Raw genomic sequence first — 12,773 nt, 5'->3', positions numbered from 1 at the left:
TTTTATGAAATTTTTGTTTCTGCGGGGCGTGGGACCTTGATCTGCGCCTTGAAACGCTCCTTGAGCATTTCGTAATACGCCAAGGTTTCAGCATTGGCCTGGTAACGCTCGAACTCCTGCTTTTGGCGCAGGCGCATCTCGGCAGAGTCTTCGCTACGCGGCACGACCTTGTTCACGCGCACGATGGTGTAGCCATCGTTGCCCAGGTCCACACCCACCCAGGAAGCAGCCTCGCCGACCTTCGCATGCATGGCAGCATTGAGCACCGCAGGCACCTGGCCCTTGGCATCCTGGCGCGACACGACAATCGGTGCTGCCAGCTTGGCGCCTGCAGCGTCGGCCTTCCAGGCTTCCAGCTTGGCTTGCGCATCCTGGCGGGCGAGTTCTGCAGCCTTCTGCGCGACGTACAGGTCATGGGCCTTGGCCTTGACTTCCTCGAACGGCAGAATGCGTGCATCGAAGTGCTCCACCACACGACCCGAGGCCAGGGTGCTGGGCGCCACTTCAATGGCTTCGGTGTTGCGCTTGTTCTGCAAAGCGTCGCTGGAGAACAGCGCTTCCAGGAAGGTTGCGTTGGCCAGGGCGCCCGTCGCTCCAGGGGCGGCCGTGCGGGTGACATGCTCGGCCTTCTGGATCTTCAGGCCCAGCTTCTCAGCCACAGGCTGCAGGCTATCGGACTGCTCGAACACCATGTTGGAGAAGGTCTCGGCGACTTCGGCGTACTTGCGCTGCACCTGCTGGGCCAGCACCTCGGTCTCGATCTTCGCGCGCAGCTCTTCAAAGCTGGGGGTACGCGGGGTCTTGATCTCACCCATCTTGATGATGTGGAAGCCGTACTCCGTGCTGACCAGGTCGCTGATCTCACCAGTCTTCATCGCAAAGGCGGCGTCCTCAAAAGGCTTGACCATGTCGCCCTGCTTGACCAGACCCAGATCACCGCCGCTGTCGCGCGAGCCGGTGTCTTGCGAATTCTTCTTGGCCAGCTCGGCGAATTGCGCTGGGTTGGCCTTGGCTTCGGCCAACAGCTGCTCGGCACGCTGCTTGGATTTTTCACGGTCTGCTGCCGACATGGAGGCTGGCGCGTCAATCAGGATGTGGCTGATGCGGCGCTGTTCCTTGTCCATGAAGCGGCTCAGATTTTCCTTGTAGTAGGTGCGCAGATCGTCTTCGCTGGGCTTGATCATGCTCTTGACCGCTTCGGCGTTCAGCACCACATACTCGATCGTGGACTGCTCCTTCTGGCGGAACAGCTCCTGGTTGCTCTTGTAGAACGCTTCCACATCGGCATCGGTGGTCTTGACCTGGGACGCATAGTCCTTGGCTGCGAACTGCGCCAGCTGGATCTCACGCTGCTGGTAGAGCGCATCGACCGCCAGCTGGGTCTGTGCATCGGTCGCAAAGGCCGTGTTGGACACACCGCCGAGCACCTGGCGCGACGCAATGTCGCGGCGCATGCCTGCTTCAAAGCCTTCGGGCGTCATGCCCTGGGCACCCACCAGTGCGCGGTAGGCATCGACGTCCAGCGAGCCATCGGGTTTTTTCAGCGCAGCAATCTGCGGAATTTCCTGCAGCGCGCGGACCAGTGCGGCATTGTCCACCGTCAGGTGCATTTTTTGCACCGCGGCGTCAATCACCTGGTCACGCACCATGCGCTCCAACGTCAGATAGCGGGCTTCCGGGCCGTCCATCCACTTGGCGTCCATGTTGGGGTCTTGCTGGCGCATGCGATCCGAGGCAACGCGGTGCGCATTGTCCCAGTCCATCTGCGTAATGTCTTTGCCATTGACTTTGGCGACCACCGGGCTCTTTTCGGTGAAGTAGTTCTGGTTCACTCCCACCAAAACAAAAGACAGAATGATCAGCAAGAACAGCGGATACATCAGCACCTTGGAGTACTTGCGGATGGTTTCAAACATCGTCTAACTTTCCTGAGGACAAAAAAAAAGGCGAACCCTCATTCGCCTTTATTCGGTTTTCAGCAAGGGATGCGGGCGTCAGACGGTCAGACGTAGGCATCTGCTGCTTGCAACGGCGGTTTTCCCATTGCATATCAATCAGATACAACGTCAACTGACATCTGCTCCCCACCCCCTGTCAAATAGGGCGTGCAACATGCGTCTTGGCAACGCATGAACGTCGAAACAGCAAGTGTACCGCGAAAGAGTTTTTCCTCCCTATGAGGGCAAGGGGCGCGTTAGGGAATACAGGATTTTTGCCCGCACCTGTGACCGCGAGGCGGCGGATGCGCAGCACCTCCCCCTCTTTTTAAGAGGCGGCACTAAGGAGAAAAGCACTGGAGGCGTCCCAGGCCGGGCTGGACGCAACCGCCCGTCTGACAGGTTCTAGACTGCAACGACGCGCATGCCAAGGTGGCGCGGCAGACGCCCCATCTGGCCATTGAAGCTCGGGAACAACGGGAGGAACGGAGATACCGGGTTCTAGGGCGCAGGCACTGGAGCGGCTTTGGGGGGATGGCCGGGCGCATGCGTACCAACGCTGCAGACTGCGCGATGGCGACCATGCGGCGGGACGGCGATAACGAGCCGCCCAGCCCTGGCTGATGGCCGAGACTCTACGCCCAGGCAAGTGGGTAAGCAATAAACTTGGCTGGTATGGGCTGATCCGAGCTGACCCTACAGAGGGTAAACAGACAAAGAAAAAACCCCTTAGATCACTCTAAGGGGTTTATTTTCTTGGTTAATGTGGTGGGTGCTGACGGGGTCGAACCGCCGACCTACGCCTTGTAAGGGCGCCGCTCTACCAACTGAGCTAAGCACCCCACCTGATAACCGAAATTAGTTCAACGCATCTTTCAATGCCTTGCCTGGACGGAACTTAGGCACCTTGGCTGCCTTGATCTTGATCGCAGCGCCGGTACGTGGGTTACGGCCGGTACGCGCAGCGCGCTTACCAACGGCAAAGGTACCAAAACCTACCAGAGAGACTGTACCACCTTTTTTCAAGGTTTTCTTCACTGCATCAATGGTGGACTCCAGCGCACGAGCCGCAGCAGCCTTGGAGATATCAGCATTGTTAGCAATGTGCTCAATGAGTTCAGTTTTATTCACAAGCAGCCTCTATTCATCAAGAGAGTTAAGGAAGTGTATGTTTCATCCCATTATGAGCAGTTTGCACACGGTGCAACTGTCACAGATTCAAAAACAACACCACTGGCACGAAATTTTCACCTCGACCCCAGTGCCTCTGGAATGAGGTGAATTCTAGACGGAATTTCTGGGTACTCAGGCAAAAAATCACTTTTTTTCGCTGACCAGCGCCCGGTTTGCCTTGCAAAAGCCAGGCATCACGGGCTCTGTAGCCTGAATTCCTTGTACAGGCGAGGTGGAGTCTACGCCCAAACCTGTGACGGCCAACTAAGAATCAACCCTAGCCCGGATCTCTGGCAATGCCTTTTGCAGGTAATAAATCATCGACCAGACGGTCAATACGGCTGCCCCCCAGATCAGCCAGGTACCCCAGACACCGGTATCGATCCCGGCCACCTTGCCGTCGTAGAGCAAAAACGGAATGGCCACCATCTGCACGGTGGTCTTGAGCTTGCCCACCATGTGCACAGCCACGCTCTTGCTCGCACCAATGCGCGCCATCCATTCACGCAGCGCCGAGATCGCAATCTCGCGGCCGATGATGATCAGCGCGACAAAGACATCGGCACGCTGCAGGTAGACCAGGATCAGCAGCGACGCGCAGACCAGGAACTTGTCGGCCACCGGATCCAGAAAGGCGCCAAAGGATGAGGTCTGGTTGAGCTTGCGTGCCAGAAAGCCATCGAGCCAATCGGTGAAGGCGAACACCACAAACATGACGGTGGCCCACAGGTTCTTGGTGGCCATATCAAGAGGCGAGTAATACACGCCGATGATGAGCGGGATCGCGACAATGCGCGTCCAGGTCATGATGGTGGGGATCGTGAAGAACATGCGGCTATTGTGGCACGCTGCGGTGCAAATTCAGTGAACGACATGCTCTGTGAACGACATGCGTTCAGAACCCTTGCCAAAGCTTGCGGCCTGGACCGGAGCGCGGGCTGCCGCGACCGGCGTCCATTCCACAGGTCGAGGGTTCTGCATGGGCACCATGACGCGCCCGCCTGCGCGACCTGTTGCAAGGCCACACAGACCTCCCGTCAATGCAAGGCTCTGTAGATATCCTGCGCCAGCGCTGGCGATATGCCATCGACCGTCATCAGGTCATCGACCCCGGCCTCCTCCACACCGCGTACGCCGCCAAAGCGTTGCAGCAGGCGCGCCCGCTTCTTGGGCCCGACCCCGGGAATGTCTTCCAGCCGGCTGCCACCTACCCGCACCTTGGCACGCGCAGCGCGCATGCCGGTGATCGCAAAGCGGTGCGCCTCATCGCGAATCTGCGCCACCAACATCAGCGCGGCCGAGTCGCGGCCCAGATAGACCTTGTCGCGCCCATCGCAGAACACCAGCTCTTCGAGACCGACCTTGCGGCCCTCGCCTTTCTCGACACCGACGATGCGTGACAGATCCAGACCCAGCTCGGTAAAGACCTCGCGTGCGACACCCACCTGGCCCTTGCCGCCATCGATGAGCACGATGTCGGGCAAACGGGCAGCATTTTTGCCAAGCTCGGCGCCACCGGCATCGCGCTGGGCCTCGGCCACCTTGCTGTAGCGGCGCGTCAGCACCTGGCGCATGGCGGCATAGTCGTCGCCGCCGGTGATGCCTTCGATCTTGTAGCGCCGGTACTCGCTGCTTTGCATCTTGTGGTGGTGGAACACCACGCAGGAGGCCTGGGTGTTCTCACCCGAGGTGTGCGAGATGTCAAAGCACTCGATGGTCAGCTGGTCGATATCGTCCTGGGGCAAATCCAGCGCCTCGACCAGCGCACGCGTGCGTGCCTGTTGCGAGCCTTCTTCCGCCAGCAGGCGGGCCAGCTGCAACTGGGCATTCTTTTGCGCCATCTCGAGCCAGACGCGGCGCTCCTCGCGCGGCTGCGACACCGCAGCAATGCGCGTGCCGGTCTGCTGTGACAAGGCCTCAAGCAATGCGGGCTCCAGCGCAACGCTGACCACCAGCACCGGCGGAGGCGCCACCTGCAGATAGTGCTGCGCCACAAACGCTTCCAGCACCCGCTGCTCCACCGTCTTGGCAGCCACGGTGGTGCCGGGCGTGCCCAACGCCTGGTCCTCGGCGTCTTCGGCTTCTTCCAGACTGGCGATGGCAGCACTGTCCTCGACATGCACCGGAAAGTAGGCGCGGTCCCCCAGGTGCCGCCCGCCACGCACCATCGCCAGATTCACGCAGGCCTTGCCGCCTTGCACCTGCACGGCCAGTATGTCCACATCGCGGTCATCACTGGTCTCGATGCTTTGCTGGTGCAGCATGCTGGCCAGCGCCTTGATCTGGTTGCGGATGTCGGCCGCCTGCTCAAACTCCAGCCGGTCCGAGTGCGCCATCATGCGCGCCTCCAGCGTCTTGAGCAGCGTGTCGGTCTCGCCGCGCAGCATGGCTTCGGCATGGGCCACATCGGCGGCGTAATCCTCGGGACTGATGTGGTCGACACAGGGGCCGCTGCAGCGCTTGATCTGGTACAGCAGACAAGGCCGGGTGCGGTTGCTGAAGATGCTGTCCTCGCAGGTGCGCAGGCGGAACACCTTTTGCAGCAACTGGATGGTTTCCTTGACCGCCCAGGCATTCGGATACGGGCCGAAATAGCGCTGGCGCTTGTCGGTGGCACCCCGGTAGTAGGCCACGCGCGGGTAGCACTGACTGGGGGGCGCGCGCATGTCACCATCGTGGATCGCCATGCCGGTGATCTTCAGGTACGGATAGCTCTTGTCATCCCGAAAAAGAATGTTGTATTTCGGATGCTGGGTCTTGATGAGGTTGTTTTCCAGCAGCAGCGCTTCGGCTTCGGAGCGCACCACCGTGGTCTCCATGCGCACGATCTTGCCCACCATGTGGCCGATGCGCGTGCCGCCATGGTCCTTCTGGAAATAGCTCGATACCCGGCGCTTGAGGTTGATGGCCTTGCCCACATACAGCAAGGCATCGCTGGCGTCGAAATAGCGGTAGACCCCGGGCATGGCGGGCAAACCAGCCACCTGGGCAAGAAGTTCGGGAGAGTGCACGTGAATGGGCATGGCGCTATTGTCTTATGCGTTCGCGCTGCCCGCAGCAAACCGGTCCATCACCCATGCAGGCTCACTGCACAATGCCGCGCTCCCGCAGCGTTGCAATCTGCGCTGCGCTCAGGCCCAGGCCCTGCAGTACCGCGTCGGTGTCGTCACCCAGGTGGGGAGCGCTGCTGCGGATCGTGCCCGGCGTGACAGACAGCTTGGGCACGATGCCCGGCACCTCGAGTGTGTGGCCATCGCGCGTGGTCTGCGGCACGATCATCTGGCGCGCACGGTAGTGCGGGTCTTCGCTGATGTCCTTCGCGGTGTAGACCTTGCCGGCCGGCACCCTTGCAGCGGCCAACGCATCCATCACCTGTGCAATTGCGCGCGGCTGTGTCCAGGCGCTGATGGCCGCATCGATCTCCTCTATACGTGCCACCCGTCCCGCATTGCTGGCCAGGTCGGGCGCCTGGCCCAGGTCAGGCCGGCCAATGGTGTCCATCAGCCGCTTGAAGATGCTGTCGCCATTGCCGGCCACCAGCACCCAGCCATCCTGGCAGGCATAGGCATTGGACGGCGCAATGCCCGGCAAGGCGCTGCCCGCCGCCTCGCGCACCACGCCAAAGGCGCTGTACTCGGGGATCAGGCTTTCCATCACATTGAAGACTGCCTCATGCAAGGCCACATCGATCACCTGGCCACTGCCGCCGTTGACCTTGCGGTGGTAGAGCGCCATCATCACGCCGATGACGCCATGCAGTGCCGCCAAGGTGTCGCCGATCGACACCCCCACCCGCACAGGCACCCGCCCGGGCTCGGCCGTCAGATGGCGCAGGCCGCCCATCGCCTCGCCAATCACGCCAAAGCCTGGCAGGTCGCGGTAGGGACCGGTTTGCCCGTAGCCGGAGATGCGCAGCATCACCAGGCCCGGGTTGAGGGCATGCAGCTCTTCGGGCGACATGCCCCAGCCCTCCAGGGTGCCGGGGCGGAAGTTCTCCACCAGCACATCGGCCTCGGCAATCAGCTGGCGGGCAATGTCCTGCGCCTCTTTCTGGCGCAAATCCAAAGCCAGCGACTGCTTGTTGCGCGACTGCACCTGCCACCAGACGGAGGTGCCATCCTGCAGCAGGCGCCAGTTGCGCAGCGGGTCGCCCGCGCCGGTGGCCTCGATCTTCACCACGTCGGCACCAAACTCGCCCAAGGTCTTGCCGCAGAAGGGCCCGGCAATCAGCTGGCCCATCTCGACCACCTTGACGCCTTGCAAAGCCATCGGCCCCGGGGTTGCAGTGTGGGGGTTCATGTCTGTCTCCATGCTTGATCAACTGGGGCTTATTGTGGCCCAGGCGGCAGGGCCTGGGATCCTCTGCATAACCCTCGTCAAGTGGAATGGGCGCGGATCGGGATGAGCCGCAAGGCGTCTTTTGCAGTCAATAGCCCGCTATTGACAAGAAAGACAACGCAGCGGATCGCCCGAGCCCGCGTTCAGACCACGACAGGGAGTTGTGCAGCGGATTCCACAACAGTGACGCCCGGGACTGCACTATCATCGCCCCGTCATGCCCCACCTTCCCGCCCCGCCCTCCGCCACCCCCATCCCACCCCCACAGGTCTGGGATATCTTTTGCCAGGTGATCGACAACTTTGGCGACATCGGCGTGTGCTGGCGCCTGGCCGCCGACCTGGCCCGGCGCGGCTGCCAGGTGCGCCTGTGGGTGGACGATGGCAGCGCGCTGGCCTGGATGGCGCCGCAGGGCGCGCCCGGCGTGACCGTGCACCCGTGGCCCGGTGCGGTGCCGGCCAGCGGCATTGCCGATGTGGTGGTGGAAGCCTTTGGCTGCGAGATCCCCCCCGCCTTCCAACAGGCACTGGCCGCGCGGGCGCAATCGCCAGCACAGCGGCCCAGCGTCTGGATCAACCTGGAATACCTGTCCGCCGAAGACTATGTGGAGCGCTGCCACCGCCTGCCTTCACGCTTGATGAGCGGCCCGGCCAGCGGCCTCACGCGCTGGTTCTTCTACCCCGGCTTCAGCACCGGCACCGGCGGCCTGCTGCGCGAGGCCGATCTGCCCCAGCGCCAGGCGGAGTTTGACCGCAGCGCCTGGCGGGCGCGGCATGGCCTGCAAGACGGCGACCCGGTGTTTTCGCTGTTCTGCTATGAACCGCCCGCTTTTTTGCAGGCCTTTGCCAGCGCCGGCACGGCCACGCAATGGCTGGTCACCCCGGGCCGCGCGGCGGCACTGGTACAGCGGCAACTGCCGCAGCCCCTGCCCCGTCAGGTGCAGTTGCTGCAGCCCTGCAGCCAGCCGGAATTCGACGACATGCTCTGGTCCTGCGACCTCAACTTTGTGCGCGGCGAAGACTCGCTGGTGCGGGCACTATGGGCTGGCCAGCCCTTTGTCTGGCAGATCTACCCGCAAGACGACAACGCGCACCATGCCAAGCTGGAGGCCTTTCTGGACTGGCTGCATGCGCCGGACAGCCTGCGCCAGGCCCATGCGGCCTGGAATGGCATCCCCGGCGCCAATGGCTCCCCCCCGGCCTGGCCCGGCACTACCGCCGCTGTGCTGTCCCAATGGGCGCAGTGCGTGCAGGCGGCACGCAACAGTCTGCAGATGCAGCCCAGCCTTGCCGAGCAGCTGATGGCATTTGCAGACGAAAAATGTTAGAATCGGAGTCTTTGCGCTTATCCGCGCACCCAGCGCCGCCAGGCAACAGGGTTTGACGGATGCGCACAACGCCGCGGAACATGCTACGGCGCAGCACAGCCCGTCCAACGACACTTGCGCGCCGCCCGTAGAAGTTTGAGCGGCCCAACACAGGCACCTATTGCTATGAAAATCGCTCAAGAAATCCGCGCTGGTAACGTGATCATGTTCGGCAAGGACCCGATGATCGTTCTGAAGACCGAATACGCACGTGGCGGCCGTGGCGCTGCCACCGTGCGCATGAAGCTCAAGAGCCTGATCGGCAACTTCGGCACGGAAAACGTGTTCAAGGCCGACGACAAGATCGACAACGTGATCCTGGAGAAGAAGGACTGCACGTACTCTTACTTCGCAGACCCCATGTACGTCTGGATGGACCCAGAGTTCAACCAGTACGAAGTGGAAGCCGAAAACATGGCTGATGCACTGAACTACCTCGAAGACGGCATGACCGCTGAAGTGGTGTTCTACGACGGCAAGGCCATCTCCGTCGAACTGCCGACCACCATCGTGCGCGAAATCACCTGGACCGAGCCAGCCGTCAAGGGCGACACTTCGGGCAAGGTGCTCAAGCCCGCCAAGATCGCTACCGGTTTTGAAATCGCTGTGCCCCTGTTCGTGAGCCAGGAAGACAAGATCGAAATCGACACCCGCACTGCCGAATACCGCAAGCGCGTGTAATGCCTGGGCCGCAAGCCCCAGCCAGAACAACCTCCATGCCCCGCGCTGGAGGTTTTTTTTCGCCTCGGCATCGCAGGCCTCTCCAAGAGGAAACAGCCGCAAGCGGGCCATTGCAGCGATGCACATGCAGATACATATTTTTACCCATTAAAAATAGCCAAATATTTTTGCCCCGGTAAAATAGAGCGCATATCCCCAAAAATAGAAAGAACAAGTGGCCATGACTACCGAGACATTGACCGGCCGGTTGACGATTTTCCAGGGCCACCAGCGTCTGCTGCAAGCCGACCGCCTCACCGTGCTGCGCTATCTGCAAAACCATGACGAACTGCACCCTGGCGGCAGCCCTACCCCTTTGTGGGTGTTTGACGACCTCTCCGGCTTGCGGCTGGACCTGAACTGGCGCTCGGAACTTGCGCCCACCAGCCCTCCCACCCCGTCGGATGGTGCAGAACCTGCGCCCGTTACCCCGGCGGCCGCACCGATGGAGCCGGCCAGCCACGGCCGTGCCGCGCGGGCCGTGGGACGCCCCAAACTGGGTGTGGTCTCGCGCGAGGTCACTTTGCTGCCCCGCCACTGGGAGTGGCTCAACCGCCAGCCGGGCGGCGCCTCCGCCGCGTTGCGCCGTTTGATCGACGACGCCCGCAATGCCCACGCGGAGAAGGATTCGCAGCGCGCCGCGACCGAGGCCACCTACCAGTTCATGCAGGCGATGGCAGGCGACCTGCCCGGTTTTGACGAAGCCTGCCGCGCGCTGTTTGCCCACAAGCAATCGGCATTCTTGCTGCAGACCCAGGCATGGCCTGATGATGTACAAGCTTATCTGCACCAGCTCAGCCGTCCCATCTGGCCGGTGTAAGCGCTACAGTCCCGTTCCCCCGACTACACACGCCCCCATGTCTTCGCCCCTTCCCCTCACGCAGGCTGCGCCGCCCGCCCCGCCTGTACGCCCCCTGTGGCAAGTGTTCATGGTGTTTCTGGGCCCCATGCTGCTGTCCAACATCCTCCAGTCACTCTCGGGCACGCTCAACAGCATGTTTCTCGGTCAGATGATGGGGGTCAAGGCGCTGGCTGCGGTCGCGGCCTTCTTCCCGGTCATGTTTGTCTTTATTGCGTTTGTCATCGGCCTGGGCGCTGGCGCCTCGGTGCTGATTGGCCAGGCATGGGGCGCGGGGCAGCCCGACAAGGTCCGTGCCATTGCCGGCACCACCTTGCTGACCGGGCTGGCCATGGGGGCGGCGGTGGCGCTGTTTGGCGGCCTGTTCACCCAGCCCATCATGCGGCTGCTGGGTACCCCAGCCGATATCCTCGAGCAGGCCACAGTGTATTCGCGCATCGTCTTGCTGGGCATGCCCGGGCTGTTCATCTTCCTGCTGTTCACCTCGCTGCTGCGCGGCGTCGGCGACACACTCACGCCCATGTGGTCGCTGATCGTGTCCACCGGCATCGGCCTGGTCAGCACCCCGGCGCTGATTGCCGGCTGGGGCGGCCTGCCGCGCCTGGGCGTGGCCAGCGCCGGGGTGTCGATGATCCTGGGCTTCAGCATCGCCCTGGTCTGGCTGACGGTGCAGCTGCGCCGCAAGCGCAGCGTGCTGGCACCCAATAGGGCGCTGTTGCGCGCCATGCGCCCGGATTGGGGCTTGCTGCGCGGCGTGCTGCGCGTGGGCATCCCCACCGGCGTGCTGATGATCGCTACCTCGCTGGCCGGCCTGGTCGTCCTGTCGCTGATCAACGGATTTGGATCCAACGCCACCGCCGCCTACGGCGCCGTGAACCAGATCAATGCGTTCGCGCAGTTTCCGCTGATCTCGATCGCCATCACCGCCTCCATTCTGGCCGCCCAGTCGATCGGCGCCGGCCGCAGCGAACGCCTGCCCGCCATTGCGCGCACAGCGATGCAGATCAACCTGGCCATCGGGGGCGCCACCGCGTTGCTCGGCACCCTCTTCGCCAGGCCTTTGCTGTCGATCTTCATCACCGATCAGGAGGTGCTGCATGTGGCCGTGGAACTGCTGCGCATTGTGCTGTGGAGCGGTCTGCTGTTTGGCGCCTTCGCGTCCCTGGCAGCGCTGATGCGTGCCAGCGGTGATGTGCTGATCCCCACGTTGATCACCATCGGCGTGATCGCCACGCTGGAGCTGCCGCTGGCCTGGCTGTTCAGCCGCCACTTTGGCCTGGTGGGCATCTGGATGGCCTTCCCGGTCTCCTACGGCATCACATTGGCGCTGCAAACCTGGTACTACCAGGCCATCTGGAAAAAGCGCCCGATCCGCAAGATGGTCTGAGCGCGCCACGCCCAGGCGCTGCGCCCACCAGCCCAGGTGACAAGCGCCGTAAAAACTGAAATCATGGCCAGCTGCAGCAGCCTGCCTTCAACGATCCGCCTTTATGCCCAAGCTTGATAACTACCGCGTGCCCGTCAAGGGCCCCGTCCATCTGGCCGACTACGACCCGGCCGCCACACCGTTTGCACATGGCACTGTCAAGGCCCAGGAAAAGGACCTGAAGACGCTCAACAAGCAGCTGGCGCAGCTGATGCGCCCGCTGCAGGGCGAGAACAAGCGCTCGGTACTGTTGGTGCTGCAAGGCACGGACACCAGCGGCAAGGACGGCACCGTGCGCGGCGTGTTCAAAACCACGGGACCGCAGAGCCTGCGCATGGCCACCTTCAAAAGCCCGAGCAAGGAAGAGCTCTCGCACGACTACCTGTGGCGCTGCCATGCGGTGGTGCCCGCCAAGGGCGAGATCGGTATCTGGAACCGCAGCCATTATGAAGACGTGCTGGTGCCGCTGGTCAACGGCTGGATCACGCCGCAGGTCGCCAAGCAGCGCTATGCGCAGATCAATGACTTCGAGCGCCTGCTGGCCGAGAACGGCACCACCGTACTCAAATGCATGCTGCATATCAGCAAGGACGAACAGCGCGTTCGGCTGCAGGAGCGCATCGATGTGCCGGAAAAACGCTGGAAGTTCAGCCTCGATGACCTCGCGGTGCGCAAGCAGTGGGACGCCTACCAACAGGCCTACGAGGACCTGCTGGAAGCCACTTCCACCGCGCATGCGCCCTGGTATGTGGTGCCGGCCGACAACAAGCTGCACCGCAACCTGATGGTCAACACCTTGCTCAACCACTGCCTGCTCGACATGCAGCCGCAGTACCCGGTCGATTTCCCCGAACTGGTCGGCCTGCAGGTCGAATAAGCGCGCCCGGCAAAAGCGCACCGACCACAGAAAAGGGGCCTGCTGCAACAGCAAGGCCCCTTTGCTTTGTCTACGAT

At 62.3% G+C, this 12,773-nt stretch carries 10 protein-coding genes and 1 tRNA gene; 5 read left to right on the top strand and 6 right to left on the bottom strand.

All coding sequences use genetic code 11. From position 1 onward, the window contains the following. Positions 1–2 precede the first annotated feature (2 nt). The 6 genes from AB7A72_RS21415 to AB7A72_RS21390 all read right to left on the bottom strand — a co-directional run bounded on the left by AB7A72_RS21415 (position 3) and on the right by AB7A72_RS21390 (position 7,409). Positions 3–1,916, bottom strand: a complete 1,914-nt coding sequence (locus AB7A72_RS21415; RefSeq protein WP_369461091.1) for a SurA N-terminal domain-containing protein — start codon at positions 1,914–1,916, stop codon at positions 3–5. A gap of 787 nt (positions 1,917–2,703) precedes the next feature. After that, positions 2,704–2,779: transfer RNA gene (locus AB7A72_RS21410), tRNA-Val, on the bottom strand. Positions 2,780–2,795: 16 nt separating this feature from the next. After that, positions 2,796–3,068, bottom strand: a complete 273-nt coding sequence (locus AB7A72_RS21405) for an HU family DNA-binding protein (RefSeq protein WP_021026954.1) — start codon at positions 3,066–3,068, stop codon at positions 2,796–2,798. Positions 3,069–3,374: 306 nt separating this feature from the next. Beyond that, positions 3,375–3,941: a CDP-diacylglycerol--glycerol-3-phosphate 3-phosphatidyltransferase gene (gene pgsA / locus AB7A72_RS21400; RefSeq protein WP_116927291.1), complete on the bottom strand. Its 567-nt coding sequence runs from the start codon at positions 3,939–3,941 to the stop codon at positions 3,375–3,377. A gap of 206 nt (positions 3,942–4,147) precedes the next feature. After that, positions 4,148–6,133 carry an excinuclease ABC subunit UvrC gene (uvrC, locus tag AB7A72_RS21395; RefSeq protein WP_369461090.1) on the bottom strand — a complete coding sequence of 662 codons (1,986 nt, stop codon included), beginning with the start codon at positions 6,131–6,133 and terminating at the stop codon, positions 4,148–4,150. Between the two features lie 61 nt (positions 6,134–6,194). Next, positions 6,195–7,409: a CaiB/BaiF CoA transferase family protein gene (locus AB7A72_RS21390; RefSeq protein WP_239808970.1), complete on the bottom strand. Its 1,215-nt coding sequence runs from the start codon at positions 7,407–7,409 to the stop codon at positions 6,195–6,197. A gap of 256 nt (positions 7,410–7,665) precedes the next feature. Here AB7A72_RS21390 and earP point away from each other — a divergent pair, with 256 nt between their 5' ends. The 5 genes from earP (at position 7,666) to AB7A72_RS21365 (ending at position 12,696) form a co-directional block, all read left to right on the top strand. Then, on the top strand, positions 7,666–8,775 hold the full coding sequence (gene earP / locus AB7A72_RS21385; RefSeq protein ID WP_369461089.1) for an elongation factor P maturation arginine rhamnosyltransferase EarP: 1,110 nt from the start codon (positions 7,666–7,668) through the stop codon (positions 8,773–8,775). A gap of 165 nt (positions 8,776–8,940) precedes the next feature. After that, a complete protein-coding gene (efp, locus tag AB7A72_RS21380) occupies positions 8,941–9,495 on the top strand; it encodes an elongation factor P (protein ID WP_021026959.1) in 555 nt (184 codons plus the stop codon). 220 nt (positions 9,496–9,715) lie between these two features. Then, positions 9,716–10,354, top strand: a complete 639-nt coding sequence (locus tag AB7A72_RS21375) for a DUF2239 family protein (RefSeq protein ID WP_312836182.1) — start codon at positions 9,716–9,718, stop codon at positions 10,352–10,354. Between the two features lie 37 nt (positions 10,355–10,391). Next, positions 10,392–11,780 (top strand): MATE family efflux transporter, encoded by a 1,389-nt coding sequence (locus AB7A72_RS21370; protein WP_313335244.1) that lies wholly within the window; start codon positions 10,392–10,394, stop codon positions 11,778–11,780. A gap of 103 nt (positions 11,781–11,883) precedes the next feature. Beyond that, positions 11,884–12,696 (top strand): PPK2 family polyphosphate kinase, encoded by an 813-nt coding sequence (locus tag AB7A72_RS21365; RefSeq protein WP_369461088.1) that lies wholly within the window; start codon positions 11,884–11,886, stop codon positions 12,694–12,696. Positions 12,697–12,773: the final 77 nt, after the last annotated feature.

Source organism: Comamonas sediminis (genome assembly GCF_041107495.1).
Classification (GTDB): Bacteria; Pseudomonadota; Gammaproteobacteria; order Burkholderiales; family Burkholderiaceae_C; genus Comamonas; species Comamonas sediminis.
The sequence above is the reverse complement of the archived record's forward strand: the minus strand, read 5'-3'. Positions and strand labels throughout refer to the sequence as shown.

What these genes read in the sequence shown, in the direction of transcription:
- AB7A72_RS21415 (WP_369461091.1), bottom strand. Translation starts at nt 1,916, where the DNA reads ATGTTTGAAACCATCCGCAAGTACTCCAAGGTGCTGATGTATCCGCTG.
- pgsA (WP_116927291.1), bottom strand. Translation starts at nt 3,941, where the DNA reads ATGTTCTTCACGATCCCCACCATCATGACCTGGACGCGCATTGTCGCG.
- uvrC (WP_369461090.1), bottom strand. Translation starts at nt 6,133, where the DNA reads ATGCCCATTCACGTGCACTCTCCCGAACTTCTTGCCCAGGTGGCTGGT.
- AB7A72_RS21390 (WP_239808970.1), bottom strand. Translation starts at nt 7,409, where the DNA reads ATGAACCCCCACACTGCAACCCCGGGGCCGATGGCTTTGCAAGGCGTC.
- earP (WP_369461089.1), top strand. Translation starts at nt 7,666, where the DNA reads ATGCCCCACCTTCCCGCCCCGCCCTCCGCCACCCCCATCCCACCCCCA.
- efp (WP_021026959.1), top strand. Translation starts at nt 8,941, where the DNA reads ATGAAAATCGCTCAAGAAATCCGCGCTGGTAACGTGATCATGTTCGGC.
- AB7A72_RS21375 (WP_312836182.1), top strand. Translation starts at nt 9,716, where the DNA reads ATGACTACCGAGACATTGACCGGCCGGTTGACGATTTTCCAGGGCCAC.
- AB7A72_RS21370 (WP_313335244.1), top strand. Translation starts at nt 10,392, where the DNA reads ATGTCTTCGCCCCTTCCCCTCACGCAGGCTGCGCCGCCCGCCCCGCCT.
- AB7A72_RS21365 (WP_369461088.1), top strand. Translation starts at nt 11,884, where the DNA reads ATGCCCAAGCTTGATAACTACCGCGTGCCCGTCAAGGGCCCCGTCCAT.